Source organism: Lentzea sp. NPDC020367 (assembly GCF_044387305.1).
In the GTDB taxonomy this organism is placed as follows: Bacteria; Actinomycetota; Actinomycetes; order Mycobacteriales; family Pseudonocardiaceae; genus Lentzea.
Genome location: NZ_JBIRVV010000009.1, coordinates 61,480 through 80,658 on the forward strand (window position 1 = coordinate 61,480; position 19,179 = coordinate 80,658).

Here is a 19,179-nt window from a genome sequence, read left to right on the forward strand (position 1 = left end):
GAGCACCCCTCTGCTGAGCCCCGATCGCATCAGGTCGGTGGCTCTGGCCATCATCGACCGCGACGGCCTCGACGGCCTGTCCATGCGCAAGCTCGCCGCCGAGCTGGGCGTGCAGGCCGCGTCGCTGTACGGGCACGTCCGCACGAAGGACCAGCTGCTCAACGACATCGCGTCATCGATCCTGTCGACCGTCGACGTGTCCGGTTTCGAGGTCGACTGGCGCGAGGGCCTGATCCGGTGCGCGCGCTCGTACCGTGCGGCTTTGTCGTCGCACCCGAACATCGTGCCTTTCCTCGCGTACGGCCCGGCAGGCCGCGAGGAGTCGCTCCACCGCCTCGACCTGCTGCACGGCGCGTTGGTCGACGCCGGTTGGTCGCGCCGTGAGGCCACGATGATCGCCGCGGGCCTGATGTACATCGTGTTCGGTTCCGCGCTGAGTTCGTTCTCCAGCGGCTTCTCCGCAGACCCCGCCGACTACACCGACCGCTATCCCCACCTCGACCGCGCCCACCTGCTGCCGGGCGTGGCGAGGGAACTCGACCGCGACAGCTTCGAGCTGGCGCTCGCGGCGTTCGTGCGCGGCCTTTAGTGTGCTGGCGTGGCTTCCAAGGCGATCGAGCTCGAGGTCGGTGACCAGCTGGTGCGGGTGTCCAACCCGGACAAGCCGTACTTCCCCGCGCGAGGCATCACCAAGCGGCAGGTGGTCGAGTACTACCGCACCGTCGCACCCGTGCTGCTCTCGGTGCTGCGCGACCGCCCCGTCGTCCTGAAGCGCTACGTGGACGGCGTCGAAGGCGAGGCGTTCTACCAGAAGCGCGTGCCCAAGGGCGCTCCTGACTACGTCGAGACCGTGCAGGTCAAGTTCCCGTCCGGCCGTCCGGCCGACGAGATCTGCCCGACCTCGGAAGCCGTGATCGTCTGGGCCGCGAACCTCGGCACGTTCGACTTCCACCCGTGGCCGGTGCGCCGTTCCGACGTCGACCGCCCGGACGAGCTGCGCATCGACCTGGACCCGCAGCCGGGCACCGACTTCTCCGACGCCGCCCGCGTCGCACTGGTGCTGCGCGAGGTGCTCGCCGACGCCGGCCTGACCGGCTACCCGAAGACCTCCGGCGGGCGCGGCATCCACGTGGCCGTGCGGATCCGGCCGGAGTGGGACTTCATCGATGTCCGGCATGCCGTGATCGCCCTCGCCCGAGAGGTGGAGAAGCGGGCACCCACGCTCGCGACTTCTGCCTGGTGGAAGGAAGAACGCGGTGAGCGCGTCTTCATCGACTTCAACCAGGCGGCCCGCGACCGCACGATCGCCTCGGCCTGGTCGGTGCGGGGCACTCCGCGCGCGACCGTGTCCACGCCGGTCCTGTGGGACGAACTGTCCACTGTGGACCCTGACGACTTCGACGTGCTGACCGTGCCGAAGTACCTGGAGGAGCGGGGCGATCCGCATGCCGCGCTGGACTCGGAGGCGTTCGGGATCGAGACGCTGCTGGAGTGGTACGCGGCCGATCCGCGCGGCGAGATGCCGTATCCGCCGGACTACCCGAAGATGCCGGGCGAGCCGATGCGCGTGCAGCCTTCCCGCGCCCGCAAACAGGAGTAACAGCCCACCGTTCGACGCCGATCCTGTCTGCGTGACAGCGATCGCGACCGTCGTGGCAGACCTGGCCGAGACCGCTCTCGCGTGGGTGCGGAACTCGTCCGTGCCGATGTCCGGACTCGTGCGGCGCCGCATCTCGGACTACCTGGCCGGCCCCGACTGCGCCTCGTTGCTGGAACTCCTCTGCCAGCTCGAACACACCGAACAGGGCATGTTCCAGCAGGCCGCGGAACGTGCCGAACTGGCTGAGGCGTTCCGCCGCGAGTTCCAGCACGCGGTCCGGCTTGAGACCTCGGAGTCCGCCGACTTCGCGGCTTCGCTGTGGGGTGTGATCGAGCAGAACGCGCCGTTCCGCGTCCTGGACGTCCGCGACCGGATCCGGATCAAGGTGACCGGCCCCGAGCGGCCGATCGCCGAACGCCTCGCTCTTGCCGCCGACCTGGGCCGGCGTACCGAGTCGCGTGCCACGGGCGAGGTGATCCGTGCGGCGATGGCACGTGCCTACGACCGCATGGTCATGCCGCACTCGAAGGCGGACTTCCGCTTTCCGGTCGACCAGATCTACGTGCGCCGCAGGCTGCGGCTCGGGCGCGATTCGGTCGGCGAGGACGAGGTGGGCGACCGCCGGTTCGTCGTGGTCGGGAACCCCGGTGCCGGCAAGAGCACCTTCATCCGGCGGTTGCTGCACCGCGCGCCGCTCGTGCCGTTGCTGGTGCAGCTCAAGCAACACCAGAAGCTCGCGGAGGACTTCGTCACGATCATCGCCGGGGAACTGCGGCCGCTGACCCAGCGCGTGGTGCCGCGGCGGCACGTCGCGGACCTGCTGGACGCGGGCGAGGCGCTGGTGGTCTTCGACGGGCTCGACGAGGTCGGCGACATCCAGGCGCGGCGCTCGGCGGTGGCCGCGATCGAGGCGTTCGCCGCGCGCTTTCCGTTGGCGCGCATCGTGGTGACGTGCCGTCAGGAGAGTTATCCGGCGGCGAGGCTCGAGGACACGACCTTTCCGGTGTACCGGTTGCCCGACTTCGAACCCGACCAGGTCGAGCACTACGTCCGCACCTGGTTCGCCCTGGTGTACGCGGCGGGCCGGGCGGAGGCGTTCCTGCGCGACAGCGGGCATCTGGCCGACCTGAGGTCGAACCCGTTGATGCTTTCGTTGCTGTGCATGCTCTATCAGAGCGAGGGCTACATCCCGGAGAACACCGCTGACGTCTACCGCGAGTGTTCCGAGCTGATGCTGGTGCGGTGGGACGCCGTGAGCCAGGTGCCGTCGGTGATCCGGTCGGTGAAGCTCGCGAAGTTCCTGGTGCAGGAGTTGGCGCAGCACTTCTTCTTCGGCCTCGACGGGCAGGGTGACGAGGGCGAGCAGACACTGGAACGCCTGGTCGTCGCTCACCTGAGCGAGCGCGAGGAGGAGGGCGCGCAGTCGTATCACCAGCAGGCACGGGAGTTCCTGGACTACTGCGCCGAGCGGGCCTGGGTGCTGACCCAGGTCGACACGTCATCCGACGGCGAGCGGCGGTTCGGCTTCACGCATCGGACGTTCATGGAGTACTACACGGCCTGTTACGTGCTGCGCACTCGGGAGACGGCGGAGGAGATCGTCGAGTGCCTCCTGCCGATGATCGTCTCTGGCAGAAGCCTGGTGGTTCCACAGATCGCCTTGCAGCTGTACGACGTGCACCGCGCGGACGGAGGTGACACGTGTGTCCGGTTGCTTCTCGAGAACGCGAAGGACGAACTCGCGGTCATCACCTTCTGCGTGACCTTCCTGGAGCACAACAGGCTTCGCCGGGCCACGACCGAAGCCCTGCTGGAGCAGGCGTTCGAACTCCTGGGGCGGAACGGGGACCCGGTTCTGTTCGACGCGCTCAAAGCGGTGCGCAGGGTGAAGCGGACGCGCACCGCCAGCGTCGCGCGTGCGGTGCTGGCCAGAAGCACACCCGGCTGCGACCTCAGGCTGGGCGCCGGGATGGTGGTCCGCGTGCCTTCTGTCGCTTACGAGGTGGCGCTGGGCGAAGTGCGGCACGGGATCGAGCACCCGATCATGTTCGCGCGGGCGCACGGCCACGCGGCCTTGCTGTACGCCCGGCTACCGGGTGTGGACGGGTACGTGCCAGGTCCCGTGGTCAAGGCGATCCGTGATGGCCGGCTGGACAGCTTGGTTTTCCTGCACTTGCTGGCCTACTGGGAGGCGGTGCTGCCGATCCCCGCCTCGGTCCTGCGGGTGGTCGTCGAGGAGTTGCGCCAGTTGAACGTGCGTGGACTCCCAGCGTCGAAGACACCCGCGTTTCTCGTGTTCACCGTGCTGGTCGAGGCGGCGTCGTCCGATCCCAGCCAGGAACTCGGTCGCCTTCTGGTCGAGCGCTGTGATCTGTCCAAAGACACGCGATCGTTTCGTGAGCTGCTGGAGCGGTGGGGGCGTGGGGAAGTGGTGCTGGTCGATCCCGATCGGTGAGTGCGCCAACCGGCTGTATCGGGAACGGATCTAGTCGGCGACCTCGTAGAATGGACGAAACGCGAGAGGAGGTCGTGATGTCCCAGCCTTATGTCGTGCGGTACGTCGGCGGTCCCCTCGACGGCAGGGTCGACTCGCTGCCGTCCACGCCGGAGGACCCGAAGCAGACCGTGACGTACGTGCACCTGCACGGCGGTCCCAAGATCGTGCACGTCTACGACCTCGAGTACGCGGTCGAGTACGGGTGCGAGTACCGGCTGCGCGCCGGTGAAGGCGACGAAGCCTGAGCAAGCCTCACGTGGACATGTAGAGGCAAGTGGGTTTACCGTCTTGTCATGAGAGCGCTCTCACACACTGCGGTGCGAGAGGAGTTTCCATGCACGTGCGGATTCGAGGAGCGATCGGTGTCGCGGCGGTGGCGACGGCGGTCGTGGCGACGGGCTTCGTGGTGGGGCAACCGGTCTCCCACGCGGGGCACGGTTTCGCGTACAGCGCCGAGCAGGCGCGGGCGATGGTGGAGCAGCAGGCGGTCGCCGGGTCCGAGTTCCGGGTGACCTGCGCGTCCAGCCATCGTCGTCAAGATGACCCGATCGTGTTCCAGAACCAGTCCGGCGTCTCCCACATGCACGAGTTCTTCGGCAACCGGACGACGGACGCGTTCTCGACGCTGACGTCGTTGCGGGCGGGGACGACGAACTGCAACCCGATGTCGGACAGGTCGGCGTACTGGGTGCCGACGCTGTACAAGAACGGTCAGCCGGTCGCGCCCGAGAGCGTGACCATCTACTACCAGGGCATTCACGACCGCACTCGGGCAGTCGCGCCTCCGCAGGGGCTGCGGTACGTGGTGGGCAACGCGAAGGCCGCGTCGCCCGCTGAAAATCCGGCGGCGCGGTGGTCGTGCACCACGCAGTCGCCGTCCGGCCGCGACTTCCTGAACTGCCCGCCCGGCACGAAGGTGGAGACCTACCTGGACTTCCCGACGTGCTGGAACGGCCGCGACCTCGACTCGGCGAACCACCGCGACCACATGGCGTTCGCGGCGGGGCTGGTCTGCCCGTCGTCGCACCCGGTGGTGGTGCCGCGGCTGGAGTTCCTGATCACCTATCCGGTGAACGGGGCCGGGCTGTCGTTGGGAGGCACGCTCAATGGTGCGAACGTCACGAGCGCGCCCGGCTACACGTTCCACGGCGACTTCATGAACGCGTGGGATCCCGTTGAGCTGCAACGGCGTGTCTCCAACTGCATCAACGCCGGTTTCATCTGCGGGGTCGACGGAAACCCCTGATGATCTTGCTGCCGACCCGGTGCTCAGAAATGTCAGGGGTGTAGGGCATGCTTTGGGCACAGGTGTTCGAACGGTTGGGGAGGCAGCGCGATGGCGAAGAAGAGCGGGCTGTCGGCGGAGGACGTCGACAGCCTGCGCTCGCAGTTGAGCGAAGGCACCGTGCCGATGGTGTGGTTCACGGCGGCCGCGGTGGGCATGGAGGAGGGCAGGTCGGCGAAGCTGCTGGCCGTCACCGACCCTCCGGAGGGTGATTTCATCCAGGTCCGGCCCACGGGTTCGAAGGACGAGATGTCGTTCTCCCCGGCCGAACTGACGCTGGAGAAGCCCCCGCCGCGCAAGAAGCCGGCGACCCCGCCTCCTGCGCCTCCGGAGGCGCCGCGCCACACTGAGATCATTCATCCCTACGTTCCGGAGGCGCCGGTGAAACCCGCGGCCCCCAAGCCGAAACCCGCACCCGCTCCCGTCGAGCAGGCGCCCGCGAAGCCCGCCGCGCGCAAGCCGTCCGCGAAGAACGCCGTCCCCGAGGTCACCGTCACGCTGGTGTCGGCAGGCGAGGGCGAGTGGACCGTGGAGGTGCTGCAGGGCACCCGCAAGACGGTCCGGCCGACGCCGGTGCCGCCCGCCTCCGTGGCCCAGGCCGCGAAGCTGCTCACCCCCGAGGTCGCCGAGATCGTCGAGGGCGTCCTGAACGCGGCGCGTGCACAGCAGCTCGCCCGCGTGGAGCAACTGCGCGCCGAACTGGAGGCAGCCCAGAAGGCCCTGGACGACCTGGGCGCGTAGCGCCATCACGGGCTGCGACTCCCCGGTGGATGTCCCCACGCGTTCGGGTGAGAGGGGTTCCCAGGGCTTGTACCGGGGCGGACCGTGGGATGCGCGGAGGTCCCGCGCAGGTCCGGCTTGGAGGACGGGGAGGCCCTGATGGGTACGTGTGGGTGCTGTTCCGGGTGCACGGGTCCCGGCTGCGGCTGCTGTTCGAGCTGCTGACACAAGATTCGGGCGGGGGAGCCTTCATCGCGTCGTGGTCACGCGAAAGGCTCCCCGCGTCATGTCCGGACGCGTTCAGGCCGACGGGCCAGGCGGCGCACAGCCCGGACTGTTTCTGTCAGACCCTCTGAGTACGTTGAGATGTAGGGGTTCCCAGCTCGGGGGGACGCCTGCGAAAGCGCGCGCACGACCCCTGACCGGCCCAGGACGACTGAGTCCGATCAGGGCGGGCAGACGGTGCCGTTCGACGGCACCTTCGCGTCGATCAGGTAGTCCCGCACGGCCGTGGTCGCGCACCCCGACAGCGTCAGGGCGCCGTGTCCGCTGCCCTGCCACCCGATCAACGCCGACCCCGGCAACCGCTGCGCCGCGTGCTCGGTACCCGGCGCGGGCGTGGAGAGGTCGTTGGCCGTGCTCAGCACCACGATCGGCGGCGCGCTCTTCAGCGCGTCGACCTTCTCGGCCTTGGGCGGCGGGAACGGGTTGCAGTGCAGCAGCTGGCGGGCGAACAGGGCACCGAACATCGCGTGCTTCGACTGCCAGTCGGCCGTGAGGGCCTTCACCCGATCCGGTGGGATGCGGGTGGCCGTGTCGTTGCAGCCGATGATCAGGCCCGCGTCGAAGCGCGGCGGGTTCTCGTCCAGGTCGTTCACCAGCGGGTCGAGCAGGGCGAACAGGCCCGTGCTGTCGCCGGCGCGGGCCTTCACCACGGCGTCGGCCAGCGCGGGCCACTTCCCGCGATCGGCCAGGCCCGCGACGATCGCGTTCAGCGCGGAGCCGGGAGTCAGGTCGACGTAGTCGCCGCGCACGCGTCCGGAACGCAGCTGGGTCAGCAGCGCCTGCACGTCCTCACGCGGGTTCGCGAGAGCGCAGCCGCGGGTCTTGCAGTCGCGGGCGAACGCGTCGAACGTCGCCTCGGCCGCGACGGCACGGGACTCGAGGACGCCCACCTGGTCGAGCGTCGGGTCCGGGGCGCCGTCGAGGACGGTGCGGCCGATGCGGTTCGGGTAGCGCTGGGCGTAGGTCGTGATGACCCGGGAGCCCTCGCCGAGGCCGATGGCGTTGAGGCGGTCGGAGCCCAGGAAGTCGCGCAGGCGTTCGAGGTCGGCGGCGGCGCGCCACGAGTCGAACGCGGTCAGCCTGCCCTCCAGGTCGAGGACGCACTCCTGCGAGGCCTCGCCCGCCGCGACCACGAGGTTCGACTGCTCGGTCTCGGCCGGGTCGTACTCGACGAGCTGGGCGCGCGTGGCCTGCGGGACGCACGACATGCCATCCGAACGGCCCGTGCCGCGCCGGTCCATGCCGATGATCGTGTACGTGCTGAGGATCTCCTTGGGCAACGCCGCCGCGAGCCGCGCGGCCTTCAGCGTGCCGGGCTCGCCGCCGGGGTCGTTGACGACGACCAGCGCGCTCTTGCCGGTGCCGACGCGCGTCAGTGCGATGCCGAGCTGGCCGCGTCCGGGACGTCCCGGCGGGTCGAGCACGACGGTCATGCGCGCGCACTCGTACGTCTGCTCGCCTTGGGGAGCGTCCGCGCCGAAGCGGTCCTTCATCTGCTCGTTGCACGGCGACCACTGCAGCGAGTCCTTCTTGTACTCGCCGAGCGGGGGCACCGGCTGCGGCCCGGCGAGCGCGCTCTGGTCGACGGGCTGGTTCTCCTCGCCCTTGACCGCGATCACCGGCCGGTTCGAGGGACCCGCGCTGCACGCCGTCAGCACGCTCACTGCCAGTAGGGCCAAGGCAGCGCCACGCACAGATTCCCTCACTCTCGTTCACACTCCGGGAAGCTGAGCCTCGCACGGGGAAGGTAAATGCGAGGTGAGTCAGGATGGGGACATGGATCACGCCGATCGGCTCCCCGTCGCGCGCCTCGTGGGCGGCATCCCGCCGACGGCGCTCGTGTTGCTGGGCATCTTCAGCGTGCAGATCGGCTCGGCGTTCGCGAAGCAGCTGTTCACGGTCGCGGGCGCGGCGGGCATGGTCACGTTGCGGCTGCTCATGGCCGCACTGGTGCTGGTCGCGATCTGGCGCCCGTCGCTCAGGCTCGACCGCAGAACGCTCGTCACGGTCCTCACCTACGGCACCGTGCTCGCCACGATGAACCTCTGCTTCTACGCGGCGCTGGCCCGCATCCCGCTCGGCGCGGCCGTCACGATCGAGTTCCTCGGACCGCTCGCGGTGGCGGTCGCGGGCTCACGGCGCTGGATCGACGGCGTGTGGGTGTTGTTGGCGGGCACGGGCGTTGTGCTGCTCACGCGCGTGCAGGGCGGTCTGTTGTGGACGGGCGTGCTGTTCGCGTTGGCCGCGGGCGCGTGCTGGGCGGCGTACATCCTGGTGACGGCCAAGCTCGGCAGCCAGACGACCGACGGCAAGGGCCTCGCGCTCGCGATGGTGGTCGGCACGGTGATCGCGCTGCCGTTCGGCATCGGCTCGGCCGGTACCGCGATGCTCGACCCGGTGGTGCTGGCGGTGGCGATCGTGGTCGCGCTGATGTCGTCGGTCGTCCCGTACTCGCTGGAGCTGGAGGCGTTGCGCCGCATGCCGCCGCGCGTGTTCGGGATCCTGATGTCGCTGGAACCGGCGGTGGGCGCGGTCGCGGGCCTGGTGCTGCTCGGCGAGCATCTCGCGCTGGTGCAGTGGGTCGCCGTCGGCTGTGTCGTGATCGCGTCGATCGGTGCGGCGAGATCCGCCAAGCCCGCCGGCTAACGGGCCCGGAGCTCGCCCTTCAGCACCGACGCCACGTCGTAGCGGGCCGGGATCTCCAGCTGGTCGTAGCGGCACGACAGCGGCTCGCGGTCCGGGCGCCACCGCGCGAACTGGCCGTTGTGCCGCAGCCGCACGGGTTGCTCGCCCTCGGTCTGGGTGTAGTGGATCTCCAGCACCCGCTCGGGCCGCAGCGCCACGTACTCGGCCTGCTTGCCGCGCCACCGGTTGATCTCGCCGGGGATCCGCTGGCCCGGAACGGGATTCGCCCACGGGTGGTCACCCGAGGTGATCAACGGCGCCAGTTCGGCGGCCAGCTCACGGCGTTCGGCGGCCTTGAACGAGCCGCAGACGCCGATGTGGTGCAGCACGTCGTTCGTGTCGTAGACACCGAGCAGCAACGAGCCCACCGCCGTGCCGGGCTCGGTGTCCTTGTGCCAGCGCAGGCCCGCGAGCACGACGTCGGCCGTGCGCGCGTGCTTCACCTTGATCATCGAACGCTTGCCCGGCGTGTACGGGCCGTCCGACGGCTTGCCCATCACGCCGTCCAGCCCCGCGCCCTCGAACAGCGTGAACCACTGCCGCGCCGTCTCGACGGACGTGGTCGCGGGCGTCACGTTCAACCCCGCCAGCTTCAGCAACGCCTCGCGCCGCGCGACCGTCGGCTGCTCCAGCAGCACCTCGGACCCCAGCGCCAGCAGGTCGAACGCGACGAACGTGGCCGGCGTCGACTCCGACAGCATCGCCACCCGCGAGGCCGCCGGGTGGATGCGCTCGGACAACGCGTCGAAGTCCAGCTCGTCGTTCTTCGCGACCACCAGCTCGCCGTCGACGACCACCTTGTCCGGCAGCACGTCGAGCATCGAGGCGACGACCTCGGGGAAGTAGCGGTTGAGCGGCTTCCCGCTGCGCGACTGCAGCAGCACCTCGTCGCCGGAGCGGAACACCACGCAGCGGAACCCGTCCCACTTCGGTTCGAAGAACAGGTTCGCGTCGTCCGGGATCCCGTCCACCGCGGTGGCGAGCATCGGCTGCAGAGGTGGCGTCAGCGGTAGGTCCACGCGCACATCCTGCCTCTTCAGCTGGAATTCCGCCGCTGGTACCGCAGCAACAGGACGTCGTCCGCGCGCAGCACCGACGCCAGCGCGAGGTCCACGGGCGGGATGACCGAGCCGTGCGCGATCCGCGACGAGTCGCCCACCGCGAGCACCGGCGCCACCGTCAGGTTCAGCGCGTCCACCAGCCCCTCTGCCACCATCGACCCGAACAGCCGCGGCCCGCCCTCGAGGTTGATCCGGTGCAGTCCCCGCGCCGCGAGTTCGGCGACGGCCACCTTCAGATCGACCTCGGTGTCCCCGGCGACGATCACCTCGGCGGGCAGTTCCGGCAGCCGCGCGGCCGCGGTGGTGATCACGATCGGCGGCACCGCGGTGTCGGTGAACAGCGGCAGGTCCGGCGTGAGCGATCCCCGCGTCGTCACCACGGCGATCGGCAACGGCCTGGCGCGCTTCGCACCCCGGTACCCCTCGATCAGCACGGTCGCCGCACCCACCATCACGACGTCGGCGAGCTCGCGCCCGAGCAGGTAGATCTTCCGGTCCGCGGGCGACCCCAGGCCCTCCGAACGCCCGTCGACCGACACCGCACCGTCCACGCTGGACACGAAGTTCGCGGCGACCCACGTCCGACCGGCCGGATAGGCGTACAGGGACTCCAGGGCTGTGTCGGTCATCTCAACGCCCGGTGAGGGCCACAACATCTCCACCGGGCCATCCCATCACGCCGATAGGCTGCGGGCATGCGCTTGTCCGACCGGGATCCCCAGATCAGTCCCGACGAACTGATCGAGAACCTGGTGCCGCCACCGAGGTTCGACTCGGTCAGCTTCGACACCTACCTCCCCAACCCGGACGAGCCCTCGCAGTCCGCCGCGGTCGAGGCCGGCCGCCTGTTCGCCGCGCGCGTCAGCGTCAAGCGCAAGAAGTGGTCGCTGTTCGGCTCCCGCGACGAGGAGGCGGGCAAGCTCGGCCTCTACCTCGACGGCGGCTTCGGCGTCGGCAAGACCCACCTGCTCGCCTCGCTCTGGCACGCCGTGCCGGGCCCGAAGGCGTACGGCACGTTCGTCGAGCTGACCAACATGGTCGGCGTCCTGACCTTCCCCGAAGCCGTCCGGCGGCTCTCCGGCCACAAGCTGCTCGCCATCGACGAGTTCGAGCTCGACGACCCCGGCGACACCATGCTCGTCACGCGCCTGATCAAGGAACTGATCGCGGCCGGCGTACACGTCGCCGCCACCTCGAACACGCTGCCGGACAAGCTCGGCGAGGGCCGGTTCGCCGCCGCCGACTTCCTGCGCGAGATCCAGTCGATGTCCTCGAAGTTCGACGTCGTGCGCGTCGACGGCCCCGACTACCGCCACCGCGGCCTGCCCGATGCCCCCGCACCGATGTCAGACACCGAGTTGATCGTCAAAGCCTCCAACACCGAGGGTTCGACCATCGACGACTTCGACGACCTGTGCAAGGCGCTCGCCCGCATCCACCCGTCGAAGTACGGCAGGCTCCTCGACGGCGTCACCGCCGTGCACCTCAAGGACGTCAAGCCGGCACCCGACCAGAACGTCGGGCTGCGGCTCGTCGCGTTCGGCGACAGGCTCTACGACCGCGACGTCCCGGTGGCGGTGTCGGGGCAGCCGCTGTCGGAGCTGTTCACCGACGAGATGCTGCGCGGCGGCTACCGCAAGAAGTATCTGCGGGCGGTCAGCCGACTGGTCGCGCTAAGTCGCTGACCAGGCGATGTCGCGGCCCGCGCGAGCGTAGAAGCGGTGCAGTTCGGCGTCGATCCGCGCCGAGTCGGCCTGGCTGAGCACGATCGACGGATCGGTGTGCGGCCACGACCGCACGATCCGGGCCCGCAGCCCGGACGGCGGGTGCTCGCGCCACAACGAGGCTTCCTCGGTGACCGATTTCTCCACCGCGGCCTCCGCGTCCGTCGTGGCCCGCCACGCGTCCGCCGCCGCCCGCCACCGCGCCGCACCCGGATGGTTGCGGCGAGCCGTCTCGGCGTTCGCCTGCGTGCCGCGCTCGGCCGCCGAGATCGTCCCCAGCAACTGCCCGGCGGTCGCGAAGTCGATCATCAACGCCTCCGTCGCCGACGAGCCGGCGAGCCGCACGGCCAGTGCGTCCGCGCAGTACTCCGCCCTCTGGTGGTCTCGCGCCGCCACCGCTCGCACGCCGACGCCGACCAGCACGAACAGCCGTTCCAGCAGTACCTGGAACGGCCAGAACACCCGCTCGGCGAGCCGGCCCCACAGGTTGTCGCTGACGAACGACTCGGCCGGCCGCACGAGGTCCGCGAGGATCAGCGGCGTGCGCACCGCGGGTGCGGTCAGCAGGCCGCGCGCCGGGTCACCGTTCACGAAGTGCCCGAACTCGTGTCCCAGCACCGCCACCCGCTGCTGCGGGGTGAGCACGCCGAACAACGGCAGCCCGATCGTCAGCGTCCGCCGCCGCAGCAGGCCGTGAGTGCCCGCCGAGGCGTTGAAGTCGGCGTCCAGCGCGATCCGGTCCGGAAGCCGCGTTCCCGCGGCCGACGCGACGCGGTCGAGCAGGGCGAACAACGTGGGCGCGTCGTCGCGGTGCAGTTCGTGCCACACGTCTCCGGCACTCCCCAGCCGGGGCCGCAGCGCCCACCCCACCAGCAGCACCGGAATCCCGGCGACGATCGAGAAGAACGACGGGAAGTCGCGCACCACGAGCCAGGCACCCAGTACGGCGAGCCCGGCCACCAAGGCCACCAGCACGACGGACAGGGCGACCAGTGCGACGCGCGACGCGGTCCACCGCGGGCGGGTGGGCGGAGTGCCCTCGTACGCGGCGTACTGAGCGGCGTCGAGTCTGAGTGCGAGCTTCTTCGGATGTCCCCCAGGCATGCGGGCGAGTATGACTGAACCCGAACGGCGAGTTTGACTCCGGCGAAGTTCGAGTATCCACTGGGAGGCGAGCGGGAATGATGACGTCCCGACGTCTTCCGGAGGCACCCATGCTGAGTGAAGCCGAACGCCGCTCGCTCGAGGAGATCGAGCAGCGGTTGCTCGCGGACGAGCCAAGACTCGCCCGCACCATGAACCGCCAGGTCCGGCCCTGGCTGTTCTACTCCCTCCTGTTCGTCTTCGGTGGCCTCACGGTGCTGCTGACGGTGATCAGCGCGTTCGGCCCCGCCTTCCAGTGCCTGCTGGTCACAGCCGGCGTACTGGTGCTTCGCAAGTACCCGCTTCGCCTCCGGTAGCGGAAACTCGCTGGCGCCGGGACAGCACAACCCGGACCATCTCCGCGTGGGTTATCTGGAAGCGAACGGGCTCGCGTACGCCTTGCCTGATGGCAGGGAGCTGTTCCGCGACGTCTCGTTCAAGGTGAGCGGCGGGACCGTGGTCGCGCTCGTCGGCGCCAACGGTGCCGGCAAGACGACGCTGCAACGGATCCTGTCGGGTGAGCTCATCCCGAAGCAGGGCAGCGTGCACGTGCAGGGCGGGCTCGCGGTGATGCCGCAGTTCATCGGCTCGGTCCGCGACGACAGCCTGGTGCGCGACCTGTTGTTGTCCGTGGCGCCCGTGGCGTTGCAAAAAGCCGCCAAGGAGCTCGACGACGCCGAGCTCGCGTTGATGGACACCGACGACGAAGCCGCCCAGATGCGGTACGCGAACGCCCTCACCAACTACGGCGAGGCCGGCGGGTACGACATCGAGGTCCTCTGGGACACCGTCACCGTCGCCGCGCTCGGACTGCCGTACGACCGGGCCCGCTTCCGCGAGGTGCGCACGCTGTCCGGTGGCGAGCAGAAGCGGCTGGTCCTCGAAACGTTGTTGCGCGGCCACGAGCAGGTGCTGCTGCTCGACGAGCCCGACAACTACCTCGACGTTCCCGGCAAGCGCTGGCTCGAAGAACGGCTGAAGGCCACCGACAAGGCCGTGTTCGTCGTCAGTCACGACCGCGAGCTGCTGTCCACCGCCGCGACGCACGTCGTCACGGTCGAGGCGCATTCCACGTGGACGCACGCAGGCTCGTTCGGCACGTGGCACGGTGCCCGAGCGAAACGCATCGACAGGCTGCTGGAAGATCACCGCCGCTGGAACGAGGAGCACGAGCGGCTCAAGGACCTCGTCCGCACGCTCCAGCAGCTGGCCAAGTCCTCCGAGGTGATGGCCCAGAAGTACCGCGTCATGGCCGCGCGCCTCCAACGGTACGAGCAGGCGGGCCCGCCGCCGGAGATCCCTCAGGACGAAAAGGTCACGCCGAGGCTCAAGGGCGGCCGGACGGGCGTGCGCGCGATCACGTGCGAGCAGCTCGAACTGACCGGGCTGATGAAGCCGTTCTCACAGGAGATCTTCTTCGGCGACCGGGTGGCGGTGCTGGGCTCGAACGGCTCCGGCAAGAGCCACTTCCTGCGGCTGCTCGGCGGGGACGACGTTCGCACGACCGGCAAGTGGAAGCTCGGCGCACGGGTCGTGGCGGGCCTGTTCGCGCAGACCCACGAGCACCCGGAGTGGCTGGGTCGCACGCTCGTGGACATCCTCTGGCACGGCGAGGGCCAGCGCGGCGGCAAGGACCGGGGTGCCGCGATGGCCGTCCTGCAGCGCTACGGCCTGCATCAGGCGGGTGACCAGCGGTTCGAGAACCTGTCGGGCGGGCAGCAGGCGCGGTTCCAGATCCTGCTGCTGGAGCTGTCCGGCGCGACGTTGCTGCTGCTCGACGAGCCGACGGACAACCTCGACCTCGCGTCGGCGGAGGCGTTGCAGAACGCGCTGAACGACTTCGAGGGCACGGTCGTCGCCGTCACGCACGACCGGTGGTTCGCCAAGTCGTTCGACCGGTTCCTGCACTTCCGGGCGGACGGCAAGGTGTCCGAAGTGGACGAACCGGTCTGGACCTAGAGCTCCCAGGAGACGAAGGCGCCGTCGTCGATCGACCCGCCCGCCTTCTTGTACGTGGCCTGCGCCGCCGTGTCACCCGCGGCGGTGCCGGTCCACATCGCGTAGCAACCCCGTTCCTGCGCAAGGGCTTTCAACGCCTCGACGAGCGCTGTGCCGATGCCGCGGCGCAGGAACGCGTCGTCCACGCCCAGCTCGTACAGGAACATCTCTGTGCCCTTGTCCGGGTGCGTCGTCTCCACGCCGGACACGAACCCGGCCGGCTGGTCGCCGACGTAGGCGATCAGCAGATGGCTGTGATCCTGCGCCAGGAACCGAGCGGTCGCGTCCGGCCGGGGTGGCGCGTCGAACAGGTGCGCGGCGGCGAACACGTCGTCGGGGGAGGCGGCGCGGCGGATCTTCATACCGCCAGGCTAGGTCAACTCCGGAGTGCGGGCCCGAAGGCGCGTCAGCGGTCCTCGACGACGGCGGGCAGCTTGCCGTTCTTGACCAGCTTCGCCAGCTCGGCGTGGTCCGCCTCGGTCTGGTCGGCGTAGTCGAACGCGTACTTCGCGAACGCCTCGTCGAGGTCGTCGCCGCCGCCGTTCTGGAAGTACCCGGCCAGCAACCGCGGGTCGAGTGAACGCGTGTGCGCGCGAGCCAGCAGGGCGCCGGCGAAACGGCCGTAGTCGTCCAGGTCGTCGCGCTTCAGCGTGGTCGCGTCGATCTCGCCCTTGCGGTTGCGGAACTGCCGCACGATGAAGTGCCGGCCCTCGATCGTCGTCCAGCCCAGCAGGATGTCCGTCTCCGCCTGCACGAGCCGCGCGCCGTGCACGATCCGCTTGCCCTCGTGCTTGGCGGGCTCGACGTCCAGGAACGGCTGCAGGGCGGACGGCCTGGCTTCCTTGGCCTGCAACACCAGGGCCTCGGAGCCGTTGCCGTGCAACAGGATCAGGTAGTTGCGCAGGCCGACGCTGCCGGTGCCGACCACGCGGAACGCCACGTCCGACACGCCGTAGCGCATGATCAGGTTCCGGCGGGACTCGCGCAGGGTGTCCACGTAGGACGGCAGTGCGGCGATCACCGCCTCGGCGGTCGGGGGAGTGGCCTCGGTGAACGTCGGCGGGTTCGTGATGAACCGCCACTTCTCGCCGTCGTGCGCGGTCCACTTCGCGGCGAACCGGGCGCTGGTGTTCTTGCGGGACTTCTCGGCGGCCTTGGAGAAGTCGTTGATCAGGTCGTCCGCCTTGACCTTCGACAGCGAGGACTCGTCGCCCAGCGCGCTCCACGAGTCCAGGAACGGCAGCTCGGCGAGGTGCTTGATCGAACCCCGGTACGCGCGCACCGCGTCCTCCGCGGCGTCACGGCAGCCCTTGTCCGACACGCCACCGACCCGGCCCGCCAGCACCAAGGACGCCACGAGCCGCTTGAGGTCCCATTCCCACGGGCCGGGCAGCGTCTCGTCGAAGTCGTTGATGTCCATGACGATCTGGCCCTCGGGCGTGCCGTAGAGGCCGAAGTTCGCTGCGTGTGCATCACCGCACAACTGAGCGTGAAGCCCGGTCGCGCACCCGGCGGCGAGATCGCCCGCCTGCAGTCCGGCCGCACCGCGGAAGAACGCGAACGGGTTCTCCAGCATCCGCCCGATCCGCAGCGGGATCAGGTTCTCCAATCGGCCCTTGTTGCTGGCACGCAGGAACTCCAGCACGGACGGGCGCGAGGCGGCCAGCGACATCGCGCGGTGCGCCTTGAAGTCCACTGAGGACCGCAGCGCGCGTCCCTCGGCGTAGACCTCTTCAGGCTCAACCCATCTGCCCAAAGCGGCAGCGGCCTCAGCACGCACGCGTTCACCCATATGAGTCATGATGCCTGCGGCGGACGGGCAACGTGGCCCGTCCGCCGCATTTGTGACCTAGCTACGAACGAAAATCACCCTAAACGGGACGAACGACTTCAGCGATCGCCCGAACACCCAGGTCGATCTCGTCGCGGGTGATCACCAACGGCGGCGCGACGCGCAACGTCGACGCGTGCGTCTCCTTGCACAGCACCCCACGCGTGGCGAGCGCCTCGGACGCCGCCCGGCCGACCGGACCGCCGGGCGCGATCTCGACACCGGCCCACAGCCCGCGCCCGCGCACCTCGGCCACCCCGTGCCCGACCAGCTTGTTCAGTTCGGCGTGCAGGTACGCGCCCATCTCCCGCGAGCGCTGCTGGAACTCGCCGGTCGCGAGCAGCCCCACGACCGCGCGGCCCACGGCGCAGGCGAGCGGGTTGCCGCCGAACGTCGACCCGTGCTCACCGGGCTTCAGCACGCCCAGCACGGCCCGTGAACCGACCACGGCGGACACGGGCAGGATGCCGCCGCCCAGCGCCTTGCCGAGCGTGTAGAGGTCGGCGCGCACGCCCTCGTGGTCCAGCGCGAACAGCTCACCCGTGCGGCCGAGACCCGACTGGATCTCGTCGGCGATCATCAGGACGTTGTTCTCGTCGCACAGCCGGCGGATCCCGGCCAGGTACCCGGCGGGCGGCACGACGACGCCGGCCTCGCCCTGGATCGGCTCCAGCAGCACGGCGGCCGTGCGCGGGGAGATCGCGGACTCGATCTCGTCCAGGTTGCCGTACTTCACGACCTTGAAGCCGGGCGTGAACGGCCCGAAGTCGTTGCGCGCGGTCTCGTCGGTCGAGAACGACACGATCGTCGTGGTGCGGCCGTGGAAGTTGGACCCGGCGACGATGATCTCGGCCGTGCCCTCCGGCACGTGCTTGACCTGGTACGCCCACTTGCGCGCGACCTTGATCGCGGACTCGACGGCCTCCGCGCCGGAGTTCATCGCGAGCACCATCTCGGTGCCGGTCAGTGCCGCCAGCTCGCGGCAGAACAGGCCGAACTGGTCGTGGTGGAACGCGCGGCTGGTCAGCGTGACGCGGCCGAGCTGCTCGACGGCGGCGGCCACCAGGGCGGGGTGGCGGTGCCCGAAGTTCAGCGACGAGTAGCCGGACAGGAAGTCCAGGTAGCGGCGGCCCTCGACGTCGGTGACCCAGGACCCCTCGCCGTGCGAGATGACCACCGGAAGCGGGTGGTAGTTGTGCGTGCTCCACTCCTCGTCGAGGGCGACGTAATCAGCGCTGGTGGTGGTGTTGTGCTCAGCGATGGCGGTCATCCTCCAAGGCTAGGGTCCCGGACAAGCGATATCGACCGTGAAGCATTGCGCACTGCCTCAGTTCGTTGCAGACATTCACTGATCAGTGGCGTTTCATTGCACAGCGGGCGGAAACAGCGGTGAATCGCTACGGTCTCAAGATGGCGAAGAAGTCGGTTCGTGAAGCCCTGCGACTCGAAGAGGTGGATCTCTCCACCCTCGACCCGGCGGGCCGCCCGGTCGGTCCCAAGAACAAGAAGGAGGCGGCCGAGGACCTGGTCGCCACCGGGGACGAGCTGGACGGTCTGCAGGAGGCGCTCTACGCGGAGAATTCTCGCGCGGTCCTCCTCGTCCTGCAGGGCATGGACACCGCGGGCAAGGGCGGCGTCGTCAGCCACGTCGTCGGCCTGGTGAACCCGCAGGGTGTGCGCATCGCGTCGTTCAAGAAACCGACTCCCGCCGAACGGCGCCAGCACTTCCTGACGCGCATCAAGAAGGTCCTGCCCGAGAAGGGGCGCATCGGGGCGTTCGACCGCTCCCACTACGAGGACGTCCTGGTGCCCAAAGTAGAACGCCTGCTGACGGCCGCGGAGATTCGCGGGCGTTACAAGGAGATCAACGCGTTCGAGAAGGAACTCGCCGACGGGGGCGTCACCGTCGTCAAGTGCTTCCTGAACATCTCGCCGGAGGTGCAGAAGGAACGGCTGCTCGCGCGCCTGGACGACCCGAGGAAGCACTGGAAGTACAACCCGGCGGACATCGACTCGCGGTCGAAGTGGTCCAAGTACCAGGACGCCTACACCCAGGCGTTGAAGAACTGCTCCGCCACGCCCTGGTACGCCGTCCCGTCGGACCGCAAGTGGTACCGGAACTGGGCGGTCGGCCAGTTGCTGCTGGAGACCATGCGCGAGATGGACCCGAAGTTCCCGCCGCCCGCCTACGACATCGAGGCCGAGAAGGCCCGGCTGATCTCGAACGACCCGTTGCGCTAGACGCAATCTTGATTGCACCTATTGCCTGGCCGTAGTGGTCTAGGCCAGTGTGGGCTGCGCCGCCGCCGCAAGAGCTATCCCGGAGGTGCGGACGTGGGTGTGGACCGGC

General features: G+C 69.4%; 18 protein-coding genes. 11 read left to right on the forward strand and 7 right to left on the reverse strand.

From position 1 onward, the window contains the following. Positions 1-37 precede the first annotated feature (37 nt). From ACH413_RS32650 to ACH413_RS32675, 6 genes are all read left to right on the forward strand, one after another. A complete protein-coding gene (locus ACH413_RS32650) occupies positions 38-589 on the forward strand; it encodes a TetR family transcriptional regulator (protein ID WP_360046710.1) in 552 nt (183 codons plus the stop codon). Between the two features lie 9 nt (positions 590-598). Then, the gene (ligD, locus tag ACH413_RS32655) at positions 599-1,600 is read left to right on the forward strand and encodes a non-homologous end-joining DNA ligase (RefSeq protein WP_360046711.1); all 1,002 of its coding nucleotides are present in this window, start codon (positions 599-601) and stop codon (positions 1,598-1,600) included. Between the two features lie 31 nt (positions 1,601-1,631). Beyond that, the gene (locus ACH413_RS32660; RefSeq protein WP_360046712.1) at positions 1,632-4,055 is read left to right on the forward strand and encodes an NACHT domain-containing protein; all 2,424 of its coding nucleotides are present in this window, start codon (positions 1,632-1,634) and stop codon (positions 4,053-4,055) included. Positions 4,056-4,132: 77 nt separating this feature from the next. After that, positions 4,133-4,342: a hypothetical protein gene (locus ACH413_RS32665; protein ID WP_093605216.1), complete on the forward strand. Its 210-nt coding sequence runs from the start codon at positions 4,133-4,135 to the stop codon at positions 4,340-4,342. 89 nt (positions 4,343-4,431) lie between these two features. Then, entirely contained in the window at positions 4,432-5,343 is a 912-nt protein-coding gene (locus ACH413_RS32670) for a DUF1996 domain-containing protein (protein WP_360046713.1), read from the forward strand. 90 nt (positions 5,344-5,433) lie between these two features. Next, positions 5,434-6,123, forward strand: a complete 690-nt coding sequence (locus ACH413_RS32675) for a DUF6319 family protein (RefSeq protein WP_360046714.1) — start codon at positions 5,434-5,436, stop codon at positions 6,121-6,123. Between the two features lie 425 nt (positions 6,124-6,548). Here the strand turns inward: ACH413_RS32675 and ACH413_RS32680 are convergent, their stop codons facing one another. Beyond that, on the reverse strand, positions 6,549-8,051 hold the full coding sequence (locus ACH413_RS32680) for an alpha/beta hydrolase (protein WP_360046715.1): 1,503 nt from the start codon (positions 8,049-8,051) through the stop codon (positions 6,549-6,551). Between the two features lie 112 nt (positions 8,052-8,163). On the opposite strand from ACH413_RS32680, the gene ACH413_RS32685 reads away from it, so the two are divergent. Further along, on the forward strand, positions 8,164-9,033 hold the full coding sequence (locus ACH413_RS32685) for an EamA family transporter (RefSeq protein WP_360046716.1): 870 nt from the start codon (positions 8,164-8,166) through the stop codon (positions 9,031-9,033). Here ACH413_RS32685 and ACH413_RS32690 read toward each other — a convergent pair. After that, positions 9,030-10,091, reverse strand: a complete 1,062-nt coding sequence (locus ACH413_RS32690; RefSeq protein ID WP_360046717.1) for an ATP-dependent DNA ligase — start codon at positions 10,089-10,091, stop codon at positions 9,030-9,032. The two genes, ACH413_RS32685 and ACH413_RS32690, sit on opposite strands and share 4 nt — an antisense overlap. A gap of 17 nt (positions 10,092-10,108) precedes the next feature. Further along, complete coding sequence (locus ACH413_RS32695; RefSeq protein ID WP_360046718.1) at positions 10,109-10,762, reverse strand: dihydrofolate reductase family protein; 654 nt, start codon at positions 10,760-10,762, stop codon at positions 10,109-10,111. Positions 10,763-10,828: 66 nt separating this feature from the next. On the opposite strand from ACH413_RS32695, the gene zapE reads away from it, so the two are divergent. After that, positions 10,829-11,818, forward strand: coding sequence for a cell division protein ZapE (gene zapE, locus ACH413_RS32700; RefSeq protein ID WP_360046719.1), 990 nt, complete (start codon positions 10,829-10,831; stop codon positions 11,816-11,818). Here zapE and ACH413_RS32705 read toward each other — a convergent pair. Continuing rightward, entirely contained in the window at positions 11,807-12,961 is a 1,155-nt protein-coding gene (locus tag ACH413_RS32705) for a M48 family metalloprotease (protein ID WP_360046720.1), read from the reverse strand. The two genes, zapE and ACH413_RS32705, sit on opposite strands and share 12 nt — an antisense overlap. Before the next feature lie 110 nt (positions 12,962-13,071). Here ACH413_RS32705 and ACH413_RS32710 point away from each other — a divergent pair, with 110 nt between their 5' ends. Both ACH413_RS32710 and ACH413_RS32715 read left to right on the forward strand, forming a co-directional pair. After that, positions 13,072-13,317: a DUF3040 domain-containing protein gene (locus ACH413_RS32710; RefSeq protein WP_177320869.1), complete on the forward strand. Its 246-nt coding sequence runs from the start codon at positions 13,072-13,074 to the stop codon at positions 13,315-13,317. Between the two features lie 46 nt (positions 13,318-13,363). After that, complete coding sequence (locus ACH413_RS32715) at positions 13,364-14,959, forward strand: ATP-binding cassette domain-containing protein (RefSeq protein WP_360046721.1); 1,596 nt, start codon at positions 13,364-13,366, stop codon at positions 14,957-14,959. Here the strand turns inward: ACH413_RS32715 and ACH413_RS32720 are convergent. The 3 genes from ACH413_RS32720 to rocD form a co-directional block, all read right to left on the reverse strand. Then, positions 14,956-15,360 carry a GNAT family N-acetyltransferase gene (locus ACH413_RS32720; RefSeq protein WP_360046722.1) on the reverse strand — a complete coding sequence of 135 codons (405 nt, stop codon included), beginning with the start codon at positions 15,358-15,360 and terminating at the stop codon, positions 14,956-14,958. The genes ACH413_RS32715 and ACH413_RS32720 overlap by 4 nt on opposite strands. A gap of 44 nt (positions 15,361-15,404) precedes the next feature. Continuing rightward, positions 15,405-16,790: a DUF2252 domain-containing protein gene (locus ACH413_RS32725; RefSeq protein WP_360046723.1), complete on the reverse strand. Its 1,386-nt coding sequence runs from the start codon at positions 16,788-16,790 to the stop codon at positions 15,405-15,407. Between the two features lie 79 nt (positions 16,791-16,869). Next, the gene (gene rocD / locus ACH413_RS32730; protein ID WP_360046724.1) at positions 16,870-18,099 is read right to left on the reverse strand and encodes an ornithine--oxo-acid transaminase; all 1,230 of its coding nucleotides are present in this window, start codon (positions 18,097-18,099) and stop codon (positions 16,870-16,872) included. Between the two features lie 140 nt (positions 18,100-18,239). Here rocD and ACH413_RS32735 point away from each other — a divergent pair, with 140 nt between their 5' ends. Further along, positions 18,240-19,070, forward strand: coding sequence for a PPK2 family polyphosphate kinase (locus tag ACH413_RS32735; protein WP_360046725.1), 831 nt, complete (start codon positions 18,240-18,242; stop codon positions 19,068-19,070). Positions 19,071-19,179: the final 109 nt, after the last annotated feature.

What these genes read in the sequence shown, in the direction of transcription:
- ACH413_RS32670 (WP_360046713.1), top strand. Translation starts at nt 4,432, where the DNA reads ATGCACGTGCGGATTCGAGGAGCGATCGGTGTCGCGGCGGTGGCGACG.
- ACH413_RS32725 (WP_360046723.1), bottom strand. Translation starts at nt 16,790, where the DNA reads ATGGGTGAACGCGTGCGTGCTGAGGCCGCTGCCGCTTTGGGCAGATGG.
- zapE (WP_360046719.1), top strand. Translation starts at nt 10,829, where the DNA reads ATGCGCTTGTCCGACCGGGATCCCCAGATCAGTCCCGACGAACTGATC.
- ACH413_RS32675 (WP_360046714.1), top strand. Translation starts at nt 5,434, where the DNA reads ATGGCGAAGAAGAGCGGGCTGTCGGCGGAGGACGTCGACAGCCTGCGC.
- ACH413_RS32665 (WP_093605216.1), top strand. Translation starts at nt 4,133, where the DNA reads ATGTCCCAGCCTTATGTCGTGCGGTACGTCGGCGGTCCCCTCGACGGC.
- ACH413_RS32710 (WP_177320869.1), top strand. Translation starts at nt 13,072, where the DNA reads ATGCTGAGTGAAGCCGAACGCCGCTCGCTCGAGGAGATCGAGCAGCGG.
- ACH413_RS32735 (WP_360046725.1), top strand. Translation starts at nt 18,240, where the DNA reads ATGGCGAAGAAGTCGGTTCGTGAAGCCCTGCGACTCGAAGAGGTGGAT.
- ACH413_RS32685 (WP_360046716.1), top strand. Translation starts at nt 8,164, where the DNA reads ATGGATCACGCCGATCGGCTCCCCGTCGCGCGCCTCGTGGGCGGCATC.
- rocD (WP_360046724.1), bottom strand. Translation starts at nt 18,099, where the DNA reads ATGACCGCCATCGCTGAGCACAACACCACCACCAGCGCTGATTACGTC.
- ACH413_RS32705 (WP_360046720.1), bottom strand. Translation starts at nt 12,961, where the DNA reads ATGCCTGGGGGACATCCGAAGAAGCTCGCACTCAGACTCGACGCCGCT.
- ACH413_RS32695 (WP_360046718.1), bottom strand. Translation starts at nt 10,762, where the DNA reads ATGACCGACACAGCCCTGGAGTCCCTGTACGCCTATCCGGCCGGTCGG.
- ACH413_RS32720 (WP_360046722.1), bottom strand. Translation starts at nt 15,360, where the DNA reads ATGAAGATCCGCCGCGCCGCCTCCCCCGACGACGTGTTCGCCGCCGCG.